11 protein-coding genes are annotated in these 16,269 nt (G+C 74.9%); 5 read left to right on the top strand and 6 right to left on the bottom strand.

Annotation, left to right across the window (positions count from 1 at the left end; translation table 11 throughout):
• Nucleotides 1–5 precede the first annotated feature (5 nt).
• The 3 genes from rosag_RS08385 (at nucleotide 6) to rosag_RS08375 (ending at nucleotide 5,851) form a co-directional block, all read left to right on the top strand.
• On the top strand, nucleotides 6–2,690 hold the full coding sequence (locus rosag_RS08385) for an ABC transporter permease (RefSeq protein ID WP_284349626.1): 2,685 nt from the start codon (nucleotides 6–8) through the stop codon (nucleotides 2,688–2,690).
• An 81-nt stretch (nucleotides 2,691–2,771) separates the two neighbouring features.
• Nucleotides 2,772–3,119 (top strand): PadR family transcriptional regulator, encoded by a 348-nt coding sequence (locus tag rosag_RS08380; RefSeq protein ID WP_284349625.1) that lies wholly within the window; start codon nucleotides 2,772–2,774, stop codon nucleotides 3,117–3,119.
• Complete coding sequence (locus tag rosag_RS08375; RefSeq protein ID WP_284349623.1) at nucleotides 3,116–5,851, top strand: ABC transporter permease; 2,736 nt, start codon at nucleotides 3,116–3,118, stop codon at nucleotides 5,849–5,851. The genes rosag_RS08380 and rosag_RS08375 overlap by 4 nt, the downstream gene beginning before the upstream one ends.
• A 15-nt stretch (nucleotides 5,852–5,866) precedes the next feature.
• On the opposite strand, the gene rosag_RS08370 is transcribed toward rosag_RS08375, so the two are convergent.
• On the bottom strand, nucleotides 5,867–7,180 hold the full coding sequence (locus rosag_RS08370; protein ID WP_284349622.1) for a dipeptidase: 1,314 nt from the start codon (nucleotides 7,178–7,180) through the stop codon (nucleotides 5,867–5,869).
• A 23-nt stretch (nucleotides 7,181–7,203) separates the two neighbouring features.
• Nucleotides 7,204–8,556 carry a M28 family peptidase gene (locus rosag_RS08365; RefSeq protein WP_284349621.1) on the bottom strand — a complete coding sequence of 451 codons (1,353 nt, stop codon included), beginning with the start codon at nucleotides 8,554–8,556 and terminating at the stop codon, nucleotides 7,204–7,206.
• 324 nt (nucleotides 8,557–8,880) lie between these two features.
• On the opposite strand from rosag_RS08365, the gene rosag_RS08360 reads away from it, so the two are divergent.
• Together rosag_RS08360 and rosag_RS08355 are read left to right on the top strand one after the other, a co-directional pair.
• The gene (locus rosag_RS08360; RefSeq protein ID WP_284349620.1) at nucleotides 8,881–9,144 is read left to right on the top strand and encodes a hypothetical protein; all 264 of its coding nucleotides are present in this window, start codon (nucleotides 8,881–8,883) and stop codon (nucleotides 9,142–9,144) included.
• Nucleotides 9,144–10,037: a helix-turn-helix transcriptional regulator gene (locus rosag_RS08355; RefSeq protein ID WP_284349618.1), complete on the top strand. Its 894-nt coding sequence runs from the start codon at nucleotides 9,144–9,146 to the stop codon at nucleotides 10,035–10,037. The genes rosag_RS08360 and rosag_RS08355 overlap by 1 nt, the downstream gene beginning before the upstream one ends.
• A gap of 162 nt (nucleotides 10,038–10,199) precedes the next feature.
• Here the strand turns inward: rosag_RS08355 and rosag_RS08350 are convergent, their stop codons facing one another.
• From rosag_RS08350 to rosag_RS08335, 4 genes are all read right to left on the bottom strand, one after another.
• Entirely contained in the window at nucleotides 10,200–11,456 is a 1,257-nt protein-coding gene (locus tag rosag_RS08350) for an ABC transporter permease (protein WP_284349617.1), read from the bottom strand.
• A 173-nt stretch (nucleotides 11,457–11,629) separates the two neighbouring features.
• Nucleotides 11,630–12,289, bottom strand: coding sequence for a c-type cytochrome (locus rosag_RS08345; protein WP_284349616.1), 660 nt, complete (start codon nucleotides 12,287–12,289; stop codon nucleotides 11,630–11,632).
• Between the two features lie 43 nt (nucleotides 12,290–12,332).
• On the bottom strand, nucleotides 12,333–13,724 hold the full coding sequence (locus rosag_RS08340) for a multicopper oxidase family protein (RefSeq protein WP_284349615.1): 1,392 nt from the start codon (nucleotides 13,722–13,724) through the stop codon (nucleotides 12,333–12,335).
• A 216-nt stretch (nucleotides 13,725–13,940) separates the two neighbouring features.
• On the bottom strand, nucleotides 13,941–16,232 hold the full coding sequence (locus tag rosag_RS08335) for a hybrid sensor histidine kinase/response regulator (RefSeq protein ID WP_284349614.1): 2,292 nt from the start codon (nucleotides 16,230–16,232) through the stop codon (nucleotides 13,941–13,943).
• Between the last annotated feature and the right edge of the window lie 37 nt (nucleotides 16,233–16,269).

The following is a 16,269-nucleotide window of genomic DNA, read 5'->3' as shown; positions in this document are numbered from 1 at the left end:
GACCGATGCCCGAGCTGGGACGCTTCGCCCGCGAGTTGCGCGCGCTCCTCTGGAAGCCCACCGTCGAGCGCGAGGTCGACGACGAGCTCGCGCATCACCTGGAGCGGCTGGAGGCCGAGCTGCGCGCGCGCGGCGTCGCGCCGGCCGAGGCGCGTGCGCAGGCGCGCGCCCGCTTCGGCGACCCGGCGCGCATCGGCGCCGAGTGCCGCGAGATCGGCCGCTCGCGCGACCGCGCGTATCGCCGCACGCGCTGGCTGGAGGAGCTGGCGCAGGACGCGCGCTACGCGCTTCGGCAGCTGCGCGCGAGCCCGCGCTTCACGCTGGTGGCGGTGCTGACGCTCGCCATCGGGCTCGGCGCCTCGACGACGATCTTCGGCATCGCCGACGCGGTGCTGCTGCGCCCCCTCCCGTTCCTCGAGCCCGATCGCCTCGCGATCGTGTGGGAGGAGACGCCGAGCCGGCAGGCGTTCTCCGTGTCGGAGCCGAACTACCTGGACTGGGCCGCGCGCACGCGGCGCTTCTCGCGCGTCGCCGCGTTCGCCGGGCGCACCGCGAACCTGATGAGCGACGCGGGCCCCGAGCAGCTCGTCGGCGCCGGCGCGACGCACGGCTTCTTCCCCGTGCTCGGCGTCGCACCGATCCTGGGGCGCACGTTCACGCCCGAGGAGACCGCGCCCGGCGGCGACCAGCGCGTCGCGGTGCTGAGCCACGACCTCTGGCAGCAGCGCTTCGCCGGCGATCCGCGCATCCTCGAGCGCACCGTGCAGCTCGACGGCGTGCGCTATCGCGTCATCGGCGTGATGCCGCGCGGCTTCGACTTCCCCGGCCAGGTGCAGGTGTGGACGCCGCTCGCGCCGTCGATGAGCTGGCCGCGCGCGGACCGGCGGATGGACGCGATGATCGGGCGGCTCGCGCCCGGCGCGACGGAGGAGCAGGCGCGCCGCGAGCTCTCCGCCATCGCGGCGCAGCTCGCGCGCGACCATCCCACGTCCAACACCGACTGGGGCGCGCGCGTGCGGCCGCTCACCGAGTGGTACGTGAGCCCGGAGATGCGCGCCCGCGTCGTCACGCTGCTGGTGGCCGTGGGGCTGCTGCTGGCGATGGCCTGCGCGAACGTCGCGAGCCTGCTGCTGGCACGCGCGACCGCGCGCGAGCGGCAGATGGCGGTGCGCGCCGCGCTGGGCGCGGGACGCGGCCGCATCGTGCGGCAGCTGCTCACCGAGAGCGTGCTGCTGTCGCTGCTCGGCGGCGCGGTGGGCGTGGCGCTGTCCGCCGCCGCGGTGCCGCTCGTGCGCCGCACCGGCAGCGCCGCGATCCCGCTGCTCTCGACGATGCGGCTCGACTGGCGCGTGCTCGGCTTCGCGCTCGCGGCGTGCGTGGTCACCGGGCTCGTGTTCGGGCTCGCGCCGGCGGCGCGGCTGGCGCGTGCGGCGTCGCCGTCGCGCCGCGCGCGCACGGGGACGGGGCCCGCGCTGCACGCGCTGCTGCGCAGCGGCACGCGCCTCGCCGACGCCGGCGCGATGCGCAACGTGCTGATCGTCGGCTCGGTCGCGCTGGCGACGCTGATGCTGGTGAGCGCGGGGCTCGTCGGCGGGAGCTTCCTGCGGCTGATGCGCGTGGACCTCGGCTTCTCGAGCGAGCAGGTGCTCACCGGCTCGATCGTGCTGCCCGAGGACCGCTACCAGCCGGCGCAGGTGGTTGCCTTCTTCGACCAGCTGACGGAGCGCCTGCGCGGGCTGCCCGGCGTGCGCGCGGTGGGCGCGACGAACATCGCGCCGTACGGCGGCGGCAACACGGCGATGGGGTGGGCCGCGCTCGGGCGCGAGCCGGCGAACAGGTCGGAGTACCCGATCGCGTCGTGGCGCGCGGTGACCACGGGCTACTTCCCCGCCCTCGGCATCACGCTGCGCCAGGGGCGCCTGTACGACGCCAGCGACGCCTCGGCGCCGCGCGGCTCCGAGCGCACGCTGGTGATCAGCGAGACGCTGGCGCGGCGCGCCTGGCCCAACGCGCCCGCGGTCGGCCAGCGGCTGCGCCTGGGCAACGGGCAGACCGCGCGCGTCATCGGCGTCGTCAGCGACGCGCGGCTGCTGGCGGTGGACTCCGCGCCGGCGCCCACGATCTACTTCTCGCAGTCGCGCTTCGCCTTCCCGTCGATGTGGCTCACCATCCGCGCGACGGGTGACGCCGCCGCGCTGACGGCCGCCGTGCGGCGCGAGGTCGCGGCGCTCGACCCGACGCTCCCGGTGGCGCGCGTCCAGCCGCTGGCGCAGCTGGTGTCCGACGCGACCGCGCAGCCGCGGCTGACGGTGCTGGTGTTCGGGCTGTTCGCGACGGCGGCGCTCGCGCTGGCGGCCGTGGGCCTGTACGGGCTGATCGCGTTCGGCGTCGCGCAGCGCACGCGCGAGATCGGCGTGCAGCTCGCGCTCGGCGCGCAGCCGCGGCGCGTGGTGCGCGGCGTGCTCGCGCGCGGCGTGCGGCTGGCGGTGGTCGGCGTGGTGATCGGCGGCGCGGGCGCGTACGTCACCGCGGGCGCGCTGCGCGCGATCCTCTTCCAGACGGAGCCGACCGATCCGCTGACGTTCGCGGCGGTGGGCGCGGTGCTGCTGCTCGTCGCCGGGGCGGCGAGCGTGGGCCCGGCGCGCCGCGCGGCGCGGCTGGACCCCGTGCTGGCGCTGCGGAGCGAGTAGCCGGCCACGCGGCGGCGTCTCCCCTTGCGCCACAAGGGGAGACGCCGCACCTTCCCTTGCGTCACCAGGGGAGAGAGAGCGATGGCCGAGTCGGAGCTGAACGTCCTGCGCAGCAGCCTGGACCTCGTGATCCTGAAGGCGCTGACGTGGGGCCCGCGCCACGGGTACGCGGTGGCGGAGTGGGTGGAGCAGGCCACCGCGGACGTGCTGCTGCTGGAGGAGGGCACGCTCTATCCGGCGCTGCACCGCCTGGAGCGCCACGGCTGGGTGAGCGCCGAGTGGGGCGTGTCGGACAACAACCGGCGGGCGAAGTTCTACGCGCTCACCACGGCCGGGCGCGCGCAGCTTCGTCGCGAGACGCCCACGTGGCTGCGGCACGCGGAGGCCATCGCGCGCGCGCTGCGCGCGCAGTCGCCGGAGGTCGCGTGAGCGCCCGCGGCGACCGCCGCGGCCCGTCGCTCCCCGAGGGCGTGCGGCGCGCGTTCCGCCTGCCGTTCGGCCGGCGGCGCGCGGTGGAGCAGGCCGCGCGCGACGTCGACGAGGAGATCACCTTCCACCTCGCGATGCGCGAGGCGCGCCTGCGCGATGCGGGCCTGTCGGAGGAGGAGGCGCGCCGCGAGGCGCGTCGCCGCTTCGGCGACGCGCGGCACGTGGCCGCCGCCTGCCGCGCCGAGGACGTCGCACGGGAGCACGCGAGCGCGCGCACGGAGCTCGCGCACTCCGTGGTGCAGGACGCGCGGTACGCGCTGCGCGCACTGCGCCGCGCGCCCGCGTTCACCGTCGCGGCGCTGGCGACGCTCGCCCTCGGCATCGGCGCGACGACGGCGGTGTTCACCGTCGTCTACGGCGTGCTGGCGCGCCCGCTCCCGTACGCGCAGCCCGACCGGCTGGTGCAGCTGTGGGAGACGTCCACGCGCACGCCGGGCGACCGCAATCCCGTGAGCGTGCCGAACTACGCCGACTGGCGCACGCGTGTGCGTGCCTTCCAATCGACGATGGCGTACGCGTTCAACCGCTTCTCGCTCGCCGACGGCGCCGCCGCGACGCCGGAGCAGGTGCAGGGCGCGCAGCTGTGGGGCGACGTGCCGCGCCTGCTCGGCGTGCGTCCGCTGCTGGGCCGCGCGCTCGGCGAGGGCGACGCGCGCGCCTACACGGTGGTGCTGAGCGAGGAGCTCTGGCGCCGGCGCTACGGCGCGGATCCGCAGGTGCTGGGGCGCGCGGTGCGCCTGAATGGGAGGCCGTACACGGTGGTGGGCGTCATGCCCGGGAGCTTCCGCTTCCCGCGCAACGACGTCGAGCTGTGGACCGGCTACGCCAACGTCCTCTCCGACAGCACGTGGTCGGAGCAGCGCGGGCGCCGCTTCCAGCGCGTCGTCGCGCGGCTCGCGCCGGGCGTGACGCCGGACGCCGCGGCGCGCGAGCTGGACGCGGTCGCGCGCTCGCTGTCCACGCAGTATCCCGACGACAACCCCGGCGGCGGCGCGGCGCTGGTGCCGCTGCGCGAGCAGCTGGTGGGCGACGTGCGTCCCGCGCTGCTGGTGCTGTTCGGCGCGACGGCGGGCGTGCTGCTGATCGCGTGCGCGAACGTCGCGCACCTGCTGCTGGCGCGCGCCGCCGCGCGGCAGCGCGAGCTGGCCGTGCGCGCCGCGCTCGGCGCCGGGCGCGGGCGGGTCGCGCGGCAGCTGCTGACGGAGAGCCTCGTGCTCGCGGCGCTCGGCGGCGCGGCGGGCGTCGCGCTGGCGTACGCCGGCGTCACCGTGCTCGGGAAGCTCGCGGGCGACGCGCTGCCGCGCCTGGAGGACGTGCGCGTCGATCGCTGGGCGCTCGCGTTCACGCTCGGCGCGGTCGCGCTCACGGGCGTGCTGGTGGGCCTCGTGCCCGCGCTGCGCGCGTCGCGCACCGACCTCGCGGCCGGCGTGCGCGACGGCACGCGCGGCGCGGGCACCGGGCGACGCGCGCACGCGGCACAGGGCGCGCTGGTGGTGGCCGAGGTCGCGGCGTCGCTCGTGCTGCTGGTGGGCGCGGGGCTGCTGCTCCGCAGCTTCCAGCGCCTGAACGCGGTGGATCCCGGCGTGCGACCGGCGGGCGTGCTGACGGCGCTCGTGCTCGCGGCGCCCATGCGCTACCCCGAGCCCGAGCGCCAGCGCGCCGTGCTGACCGCGGTGGCCGAGCGCGTGGCGGCGCTGCCGGGCGTGCAGGCCGTGGGACTGTGCGACTGCATGCCGCCCGAGAACGTGCGGCAGGCCGGCAGCGTCGCGGTGGACGGCAGCGCGCCCGACGCGCCGGCGCCCGTGGTGGACCAGGTGCGCGTGGGTGCCAACTACTTCGGCGCGCTGCGCGTGCCAGTGCGGGCGGGGCGCGCGTTCACGGACGCGGACCGCGCCGGCAGCGCGCCGGTGGCCGTCGTCAGCGAGGCGTTCGCGCGCCGCCACCTCGACGCGGGCCCGGGACGCGAGGGGCTGACGCGCGCGCTCGGCCGCCGCATCTCCTTCGACCAGACGCGGTGGATGACCGTCGTCGGCGTGGTGGGCGACGTGCGCTACGGCGGGCTCGCGACGGACGCGGCGCCGGCGGTCTACTACGCATTCGCGCAGGACCCCTTCCCCGGCATGAACCTGTTCGTGCGTGGCGCGCGCGCCGACGGCAGCGATCCGGATCCGCTCGCGCTGCTCCCCGCGGTGCGACGCGCGGCGCTCGACGTCGATCCCGAGCTGCCGCTGGCGCGCGTGGCGACGCTGGACGCGGTGGTGCACGACTCGGTCGCGCGGCCGCGCTTCCAGACCACGCTGCTGGCGCTCTTCGGCGCGCTGGCGCTGTCGCTGGCGGCCGTGGGCGTCTACGGCGTCGTGTCGTATGGCGTCGCGCAGCGCCGCCGCGAGATGAGCGTGCGGCTGGCGCTGGGTGCGCGGCACGCGGACCTGCTGCGGCAGGTGGTGCGCCGCGCGCTCGCGCCGGTGTGGCTCGGCGTGCTGGTGGGGCTCGCGGGCGCGGCGGCGGGCGCACGCGCGCTGTCGGGGATCGTCTACGCGACCAGCATCCGCGAGCCCGCGACGTACGTCGCCGTGACGGCGACGCTGGTGCTGGCGGCGGCGGTGGCCGCGTATCTCCCGGCGCGCCGCGCCTCGCGGGCGGACCCCGCGCTGGCGCTGCGCGCCGAGTGAATCGTCAGCAGGCGGTCAGCGCGACGCCTGCGCCTGCAGCTGGCGCGACACCGCCTCCACGCGCTCCATCACGCGCAGCAGGTTGCCGCTCCAGATCTTCGCGATCTGCGCCTCGGTGTAGCCGCGGCGCACCAGCTCGCGCGTCACGTTGAGCGTCTCCTCCGCGCTGCGCCACCCCTCCACGCCGCCGCCGCCGTCGAAGTCGGAGCTGATGCCGACGTGGTCGATGCCGATCAGCTTCACGGCGTGGTCGATGTGGTCGCCGAAGTCGCGCACCGTCGCGACGGGCGCGGCGAGGCGCTGGTTGATCTCGCGCTCCTTCGCGGCGTACGCGCTGCGGCGCGGCTCGGGGAGCGAGTCGGCCTGCGCGCGCACGGCGCGCATCGCGCCCGGGCCGGCGCCCGCGGGCGGCGTGATGCCGAACTCCTTCCACAGCTCCGTCAGCGCCGCGGTACGCTGCGCCGCCCGCTCGGCGTCCTTCGCCGGATCGCACTTCACGTAGCTGCTGAACGCCACCAGCTGCACCACGCCGCCCGCCTTCGCCAGCGCCTTCAGCTGGTCGTCGTCCAGGTTGCGGCTGTGGTTGCAGATCGCGCGCACGCCCGAGTGCGACGCGATGATCGGCGCCTTCGACAGCGCCAGCGTCTGCGCCATCGACTCCTTCGACGGGTGCGACACGTCGAGCATGATGCCCCACCGGTTCGCCTCCGCCACCACCTGCCTGCCGAGTGGGCTCAGGCCGTGGTGCAGCCACACGTTGTCGCGCTCCCCGGTGTTCGAGTCGGAGAGCTGGCTGTGCCCGTTGTGCGCGAGCGAGAGGTAGCGCGCGCCCTGCTCCGCGAACTGGCGCACGCGCGTCGCATCCGTGCCGATCGGGTAGCCGTTCTCGACGCCGATGAGCACGACCCTGCGGCCGCTGGCGGCGATGCGGCGCACGTCGGCCGCGGTGCGCGCGAGCCCCACGCGCGTCGGCGCGAGCGTGTCCGCGAGGCGGTGGATCGCGGCGAACTTCTCCATGGCCTGCGCGTACGCGCCCGCGTAGCCACTGTCGCTCAGCGCGCCCTGCCCCACGTAGACGACGAGGAACGCCGCGTCGAGGCCGCCCGCCTCCATCTTCGCGATGTCCACCTGCGTGCGTGGCAGCTTGGCGCCGTAGTTGGGCTGCCCCGCCTGGAAGTTGGCGGGGCTGATGTCGACGTGCGTGTCGAGCGTGATGACGCGCTCGTGGATGGCGCGCGCGCGGGCCTCCTGCGCGGCGTCGGGGAGCGGCTGCGCGGGGAGGGGCGCGGCGCCCATCAACAGCGCGGCGACGGCGGTGAGCTTCAGCATCGGACGGGTCTCGGTGGGAGGGGTCAGCGCGGGAACGACACGAGGCTCTCGTGGCCCTCGCGATCCACGGCGGCGACGCCGAAGAAGTAGTCGTCGATGATCACGTTCTCGAGCGTGAACTCGGTCACGTTGCCGACGAAGCGCGAGCGCGTCCAGTTCACCTCGGACGGCTTGCGCCAGTAGACGCGGTAGCCCGCGAGGTCGGGCGCGTTCACCGCCTTCCAGCGCAGCGTCGTGGACGGCTGCACCGCGCCGCGGATGGTCACCGAGTCCGGCGACGCCGGCGCCCACGCCAGGGAGACGAGCGTCGCCGCGTCGAGCGCCGTCATCTTCGCGGCGTAGGCGAAGTCCACGCCCTCGAGCACGTCGCCGTACTTCACGCCGCCCTCGGTGCGGAGGTTCTGGTGCTGGCGCGTGTAGTTCTCGTGCGCCTCCATCAGCCGCACCGCGGGGAAGCCCTGGTTGAAGAACGGCGTGTGGTGCCCGCCGCGCCCGTACCGGTCCAGGCGGTAGATGATCTCGACGTCGAGGTTGGGGAAGTACGTGTCGGCGATGCGGTCGATGTAGCGCGCGAGCTGCCGCGACGGCGTGTCGAGCTCCCCACCGTTGGTCAGCACGCGGCGCAGCTCCGCCGCGCTCGTCGTGGGCGGCAGCCCGGGCGCGAACACGCGCGCCTTGGTGTTCTCGGTGACGCCATTGCCGCCCTGCGTGTTGCCGACCATGTCGTTGTTGATCACCGCCTCCAGCCGCCACCCCTCCTGCCTGGCGACCTTCGCCAGGATCTCGCCGCCCTGCAGCCCCTGCTCCTCGCTGGAGAGGTCCGCGTAGACGATCGACGCGTCGGGCTGGTGCTTCGTGAGCAGGCGCGCCGCCTCGAGCGTCGCCGCGATGCCGCTGGCGTTGTCGTTGGCGCCGGGCGACTCGCTCCTCGCGTCCAGCACGTCCGTCACGCGCGAGTCGATGTCGCCGCTCAGCAGCACGTAGCGGTTGGGATCCGTCTTCCCGCGCTGGATCGCGACGACGTTGACGACGTTGACGTCCTGCTTGATGCGGCCGTTCGGGTCGCCCTTCACGACGTCGGACACGTAGCGCACCTCCAGGCAGCCGCCGCACGCCTGCGAGATCCTCGTGAACTCGGCGTGGATCCACCGGCGCGCCGCGCCGATGCCGCGCGTGGCCGACACGGTGTCGGAGAGCGTGTGCCGCGTCCCGAACGAGACGAGCTTGCGGATGTCGGCCTCGATGCGCGCGGCCGACGCGCCGGTCGCGATCGCGTGGATGCGCGGATCCTCGGCGGCGGGGACGACGGTGGCCTGGGCGACGGCGGTGGCGGGCGCGAAGAGCAGCGCGCCGAGTGCGAGACGGGTGGAGCGCACGGAGTCTGGAGCGGGGGCGAGAAGCGGAGCGGCGGACTCGTGGACTACGGCCTGCGGGCGCTCCGCGCTGTAGGGCGGAGGACGGAACGGCGGAGGACGGAACGGCGGAGAACGGTGGAGCGGAGGACGGAACGGCGTGAAACGAAAGGGCGGACCCTTTGAGCTGGAAGCGTCAAGCTGGAAGCGTCAAGCTCGAAGAGTCCGCCCCACCGTCTCACGCTTCCTCGTCTTCCGCCGTTCCGTCCTCCGCCGTTCCGTCCACCGCCGTTCCGTCTTCCGCTGTGCTGCTGGTCGCTGCACGCTAGAGGATCCTAGTCCCGACCGATGACCCTCCGCCTCACCCACGACGACCAGCGCCGCCTCGCCGCGGCCACCGAGTCGATCCTCGCGCCGCACGCGGCGGGGGGCGACGTGGACGCGTGGTGGGCGGACGTCGAGACGCGGCTGTGCGCCCTCTTCCCGGGCTCCAACGCGCTGCTCGCGGTGCCGCAGGACGGCCGGCTCCGCTTCCTGTGCGCCTCCGCGCCGCCCGAGCCGCTGCGGCTGATGCAGGAGCTGACGGCGGTCGACGCGCGCGCACGGGGCTGATGCAGTCGCCCGACCCGGTGCCGGCGTGGTGGTACCGCCACCGCCGCGCGCACGGCATCGGCAGCTGGGACGAGCCGATGCACGTGCGCCTGCTGGCCGAGCGCCGGATGCCCATCGAGCGCAGCCCGTTCCGCCACGAGGGGCTGCGGCCGGCGGGGCTGCACCACTACTCGGGGATCACGAGCGAGCACTATCCCGCGGGAGAGCTGATCGTCACGGTCGGCTATCCGGCGCAGCGACGTCCGCACTTCGGGGCGGACGACACGGCGCTGCTGGCGCTCCTCCTTCCCGCGCTGCGCGTGGCGCACCACGCCCAGGCCACCGCCGCGGCGCGGCTGGCGGCCGCCGTCGCGCTGCTGGACGCGGGCGCCGAGGCGCTGCAGGTGGTCGCGGCGGACGGCCGCACGCTGCACCGCAACGCGGCGCTCGGCGCGCTGCTGGCGTCCGAGCCCGAGCGTGATCGCCTGGAGGACGCGATGGCGCACGCGGCGCGCGGCCTGCGCGCGCTGCGCCGGCCGCGCGCGGACGCGTCCTCGATCGCCGCCACGCTGCACGGCACGCCGCCGGAGCGCGCCGTGGCGACCACGCGGGCACGCTACGTCGTGCGCGCCCGCCCCGCGCCCGAGGCCGCGTGGGGCGCGCCGGGCGTGGTGCTGGTGTCGGTGGCGCGCGACGCCGCCGCGCCCGACGTCGCGGCGGCCGCACGCGCGCTCGGCCTGACGGCGCGGGAGGCCGAGGTGGCGCGGCTGCTCGTCGAGCGGCTGACGAACGCGGAGCTGGCGGGCGCGCTCGGCATCAGCGTGCACACCGCGCGGCACCATACGCAGCGGGTGATGCAGAAGCTGGGCGTGGGGTCGCGGCGGGAACTCGCGGCGCGGCTGCGCGCGACCTGATCCTGCGGAAGACGATGAAGCGGAGGACGAACCAACGGCAGCCGGTGAGGCGTGAGACGAAACAGCGGATGCTGTGAGCTTCAAGCTCGAAGGGTCCGCTGTTTCGTTTCACGCCCTTCCGTCCTCCGCTTCATCGTCCTCCGCCGTTCCGTCCTCCGCTTCTCATTCTCTCGCGATCGCATCCACCGGCGACAGCCGCGCCGCCCTCCGCGCCGGGTACGTCCCGAACACGAGCCCCACGAGCACCGCCGAGCCGACGGCGAGGACCGCGGTCGTCGGCCGGACCACGGGATGGATGTTGGAGCCGAGGAAGTGGCGGAACACCGCCGTGCCCCCGAACGCCAGCGTGAGGCCCGCCACGAAGCCCGCGGCGGCGCCCACGCCCGTGATGGTCACCGACTCCACCAGGAACTGCAGCTGGATGTCGCGCGACCGCGCGCCGACCGCCTTGCGGATGCCGATCTCGCGCGTGCGCTCCGAGACCGACGCCAGCAGCACGTTCATGATCCCGATCCCGCCCACCGCGAGGATCAGCCCCACCAGCATGCCGAGCAACAGCTTGGTGAGCAGGATGGCCATGCGCGTGTTGGCGAGCTGCTGGTTGGCCACCGCGACCTGCAGCCGATCGACGCGGCGGCCGTAGCGCGCCGCCAGCCAGTCCACCGTCGCGGCACGCAGCGTGTCCACCGCCTCGATGCTGCGCGCGCGCAGCCGCAGCGTGGGGGCGAGCGGCGTGCGCGCGGACTCGAACACCGTGCCCGCGTCGCGGAGCGGCGCGAACGCCACCAGATCGGCCTCCGGTCCCGTCGTCGGCGCCGCGAGCACGCCGATGACCTCCAGCCGCTCGGCGCCCACGCGCAGCATGCGCCCCACGAGCCAGAGTGCGTCGCGACTCCCGGCCAGCTCGCCGGCCAGCCGGTGCCCGACCACCACCACGGGCGCCTCCCGCGACACCTCGGCCTCGGTGTAGAAGCGGCCCGCCGCCAGCGACAGCTGCGAGAACTCCGCGAGCCCGGCGCTGCTCAGCGTCAGCAGCACGCTCGCGCGGCGGCCGAGGTACTCCACGTGCGTCGTGCCGGTGAGCGTGAGCACCTGCTGCGCCACGCCCGGCACCTCGATGCGCGCGGCCGCGCCGTCGGCGGGCCCGAAGACGGGGTAGCCGCGCACCACCTCCGCGCGGCCGTTGACCGTGCGGCTCGTGACCGGCGAGACGGCGACGTCCTGCACGCTCGACTCGCGCATGATCAGCTCGCGCGACCAGACCGCGACGCCGTCGGTGATCGCGAACGCGGCGACGAGCGCCGCCACGCCGATGACGACGCCCGTCGTCGAGAGGGCGGTGCGCAGCGGGTTGACGCGCAGGGCGTCGGCGCCGATGCGCAAGGCTTCCTGCAGCGCGATGAGGCGCGGGACGATCATGCGGAGAACGATGAGGCGGAAGACGGAAAAGCGTGAGACGGAACGGCGGACGCGACTGGCCTGAAGCCGTACGCGCCGTTCCGCTCCCTCGTGTCACGCCCCACCGTCCTCCGCCTTCCCGTCCTCCGCCTTCCCGTACTCCGCCGTTCCGCCTTCCGCCGTCCGGTGCTCGCTCAGGGTTTCGTGGCGACCGACGGCGCCCGCTCTTTCGCCGTCGGGAACGGTGGCGCCGGGTACGGGCCGATCTTCGCGACCGTGTACTCGCTCGCCCAGAAGTCCGGCGGCCCCTCGCTGTCGGCGACGCGGTTGCTCACGGGCTGCACGCCGTACTTGAGGTACGCGACGATGTCGCGCAGCTCCTGGTCGCTCATGTGCCGGAACGCCGGCCACGGCATCGGCGGCGCGAGGTACTTCGGGTTCTCGGGGAAGTTGCCCTTGCCCGGCGTCGTGCCGGTGATCTGCACGTCGGGCGTCTCGCCCGGTCGCAGTCCGTAGCGCAGCGCGTTGAACAGCTGCCGCTCGCTGAAGCGGCCGATCCCCGTCGCGTTGTCGGGCGTCAGGTTGCGCGGGCGCGTCCGGAAGCAGGGCGTCGCGCCGGGCGTCACCGCGCACGGCCCGATCGGGAACTCCATCTCGGGCGAGCGCGCGCCGGCGAGGTAGCCGTCGGCCGCCGGGTTCGGGCCGCCGCCGTGGCAGTCCGCGCAGCCGTGGTTGATCAGCAGCGCGCGGCCACGCAGCACCTGCGCCTGGCGCGCCGCCGGCGGCTGTCCGTCGCCCTCCGTGCCGCCGCCGCGCGTCGCCGCGCCCAGCAGCGTGACCAGCGGAATCGCCATCCACCTCAGTGCCGCGCGTGACGATCGCATCTCGACCTCCGCGTCAGGGCCTGACCTCGAGAACGCCCATCATCCCGTGATCCTCGTGATCCAGGATGTGGCAGTGAAACATCCACTTCCCCGCGTAGTCGTCGTAGCGCACCACGAAGCGCACCGACTCGTGCCGCGGCACGTTGACGACGTCCTTCCACGCCGGGAACGGCTCCGGCACGCCGTTCCGGCTCAGCACCTGGAACTGGAAGCCGTGCAGGTGGAACGGGTGGTCCATCCCGACGAGGTTCTCGACCTCCCAGATCTCGGTCGCGCCGCGCCGCGCCGACACGTCCACGCGGCGCGGGTCCATCGACCGCCCGTTGATGAGGTGCTGCGTCAGCACCATCGTGCGGCGCGCGGTGACGCGCGTCGTGTCGAGCGCGGGCACGCGGCGCAGCACCGTCGGCAGCGCGACCGACGACGCGAGCGTCACCGGCGGCTCGGGCCCGTACTGCAGCGCCGCCAGCGTGCGCGGCACGTTCCAGTCAACGGGGCGCGTCTGCGGGATGTAGCGGTCGTACGGCAGGGCGCGCAGCAGCGCGCGCGTGCCCGGCTCGCCCGTCGCGCGCACCAGCAGCTCCGCGCGCTCGCCGACGCCCAGCAGCACCTCGCGCGCCTCCACCGGCCGCTCGAACAGCCCGCCGTCGGTGCCGATGCGCAGCAGCGTGTGCCCCTCGAGCTCCAGGCGGTACACGCGCGCGGCAGACGCGTTGATCACGCGCCAGCGCTGCACCTCGCCGCTGCGGATGGCGAACGTCGGCAGGACCGCGCCGCTCACGAACAGCACGTCGCCCTCGCGGCCGTTCTCCGCGTCCACGCGCGCGGCCGGCGTGCCCTTCGCCGGGAAGTCGATCTCGCCGTCGGCCGTGAACCGGTTGTCGGAGAGCAGCAGCACGCGCTCGCGCAGCGACGCGGGCAGCGGATCGTCCGGCGCGCGCACCACGATCGCGCCGTACAGCCCCTTCGCCACCTGGTGGCCGGTGCGATGGTGTGGATGCGGGTGGTACCAGTACGTGCCCGCCGCCCCCGGCTTGATCGTGAACACGTAGTCGTGGCGCCCGCCCGGCGGCACGGGATGGAACGGGCTGCCGTCGTGCGCGAACGGCAGGTGCAGCCCGTGCCAGTGGATCGTGCTCGGCTCCGGCAGCTGGTTGCGGAAGTGCACGACGACGCTGTCGCCCTCGCGCAGCTCGAGCGTCGGCCCGGGCACCTGGCCGTTGTACGCGAAGACGTCGCTCGGCGTCCCGGCGCGCAGCTCCAGCCTCGCGGGCGCGGCGGTGAGCGTGAGCTCGACCACGCGGCGCACGACCGTCGGCGTCGCGGACGGCGCGCGCGGCGGGACGCGGCCGCCACTCAGCGTGGCGACCAGCGCGAGCGCGACGGACGCGTGGCTCGGCCTCATGACGCGGGCTCCCGGAGAGCGGACACGGCGGCGGCGGCGCCTCGCTGGAGCGAGGCGCGTCCAGTATCGTGCTTCCGGTCCGCGACCGCCAGCGCTCGCTCAGCGCTGAGGCAGCGCTGAGGCAGCGCTGAGGCAGCGCTGAGGCAGCGCTGAGGCAGCGCTGAGGCAGCGCTGAGGCAGCGCTGAGGCAGCGCTGAGGCAGCGCTGAGGCAGCGCTCAGCGCGCGGCGCCCAGCACCCGCCCGACGGCCTCGGCGAGCGCGTCGCCGGTGAACGGCTTCTCGACGTACGCCTCGTCCACGCGCAGCGCCGCGGAGTCCTGCTGCTCCGCGTAGCCCGAGACGTAGACCACCGGCAGCGCGGGCGCCTCCGCGCGCAGCAGCGACACCAGCTCCAGCCCGCCCATCTCGGGCATGCGGATGTCGGTGACGACGGCGTCGATCGCGTGACGGTGCTCGCGCCACACGAGCAGCGCGTCCGCGCCGTGCTGCGCCTCCAGCACCACGTAGCCGCGCCGCTCCAGCAGCCGCCGCGCGGCCGCGCGCACGGCGCGCTCGTCCTCCACCAGCAGGATCGTCTCGCGCCGCGGCGCGGCGACGCCGTCCGTCGGCCCGGGCGCCTCGGCCGCCGGCGCGACCACGCCGACGCGCGGCAGCAGGATCTCGACGTGCGCGCCCTCGCCCGGCGCGCTGTCCACGCGGATCGCGCCGCCGCTCTGCGTCACGATCGCGTACACCGTCGCGAGGCCGAGCCCCGTGCCCTCGCCCACCGGCTTGGTGGTGAAGAACGGCTCGAAGACGTGGCTCATCGTCGCCGCGTCCATCCCGTGCCCCGTGTCGCGCACCGCGAGGCGCACGTACGGCCCCGGCGCGGCGATCCCCCAGCGCGTCGAGTTCGCGGTCGTCAGCGTCAGGCCGTCGACCTCGATCGACAGCGTGCCGCGCCCCGCCGGCCGCCCGTGCCGCGGCGTCAGGATCGCGTCGCGCGCGTTGATGCCGAGGTTGAGCAGGATCTGCTCGATCTGGCTCGGGTCCGCCTCCACCACCATGGGCGCCGACGGGAGATGCACGTGCAGCACGATCTGCTCGCCGAGCACGCGCTGCAGCAGCCGCTCGGCGTCGCGCACCACGACGTTGACGTCGATCGGGCGCACCGACCGCACCTGCTTGCGGCTGAACGTCAGCAGCTGCCGCACGAGCGCGCGCGCGCGCTTCACCGCGGTCGTCACCTCGACGAGGTCCGCCTGCGCGGCGTGGCCCTCGGGCAGCTCGTGCGTCGCCAGCTCCAGGTTGCCGCTGATGACCGTCAGCAGGTTGTTGAAGTCGTGCGCGATGCCGCCGGCGAGCTGGCCCACGGCCTCCATCTTCTGCGCCTGGCGCAGGCGCGCCTCCAGCTCGCGATGCTCGGTGATGTCCTCGATCGTGCCGACGGAGCCGACGAGCGTGCCCTGCGCGTCGCGGAGCGGACCGGAGCGCTTGCGCACGCACCGCGTCGTGCCGTCGGGCAGGCAGAGGCGGTACTCGCGGATGTAGTCGCTGCCCGCCTCGAGCGCGGCGTGCCACGCCTCGAGCATCGCCGCGAGGTCGTCGGGGTGCACGCGCCGCTGCCAGCCGTGGCCCGCCGCCTCCTCCGCCGACATCGCGAAGATCTGCAGCGCACGGGGGTTCGCGTACGTCACCGCGCCGCTCATGTCCGTCTCGTAGATCCCCATCGGCGACGACGCGCTGAGCGAGCGGAAGCGCGCCTCGTCGGCGGCGTGCGCGGCGATCGCGACGCGCTCCTCGGTGACGTCCACCTGCGCGCCCACCCACTCGCGGATCTCGCCCTCGGGGCCGAGCAGCGGCACCGCGCGCGCGATCATCGTGCGCCACTCGCCGTCGTGGCGGCGCAGCCGGTGCTCGATGTGGTAGGGCCCGCGGCGCTCGATCGCGTCGTGCCACGCCGCCGCGACCGCCGCGCGGTCGTCCGGATGGACCATCGACAGCCAGCCCCACCCGCTCGCCTCCTCCGCGGTCTGGCCCGTGAACGCCTGCCAGCGCGGGATGGGCTCGACGACCGTGCCCTCGGCGTCGGTCCACCAGGCGGTCGCCGCCGTGACGTCCAGCAGCGCGCGGAAGCGGCGCTCGCTGCGCTCCAGCGCGGCCTGCGTGCGGCGCGCCTCGGTCGTCTCGGTGAAGAGGACGAGGATGCCGTCGTCGATCGGGAAGACGCGGTTCTCGAACCAGCGGTCCCACGGCTCGTAGCACGCGTCGAAGCGCTCCTCGGTGCGCGCCGTCATCGCGCGCTCGTACCGCTCCTGGAACGGCTGCCCGACCGCGTCGGGAAACTCGGTCCAGATGTGCCGGCCGATCAGCTCCTCGGGCACGCGCCCGAACAGCGCGGCGGCCCGCGCGTTCACGTACACGTAGCGCCAGTCGCGGTCGAGGATCACGACGGCGTCCGTGATGTTGTCCAGCGGCAGCGCGATGCGGCCTGCGCTCTCGGTGAAGCGCTCACCGCCGACTGGCATGTCCGGATCGTGCGCGAGGTGATGCATGCGATGCGGA

The sequence above is a fragment of the Roseisolibacter agri genome (assembly GCF_030159095.1).
Taxonomy (GTDB): domain Bacteria; phylum Gemmatimonadota; class Gemmatimonadetes; order Gemmatimonadales; family Gemmatimonadaceae; genus Roseisolibacter; species Roseisolibacter agri.
This window is presented reverse-complemented; position numbering and strand designations above follow the sequence as displayed.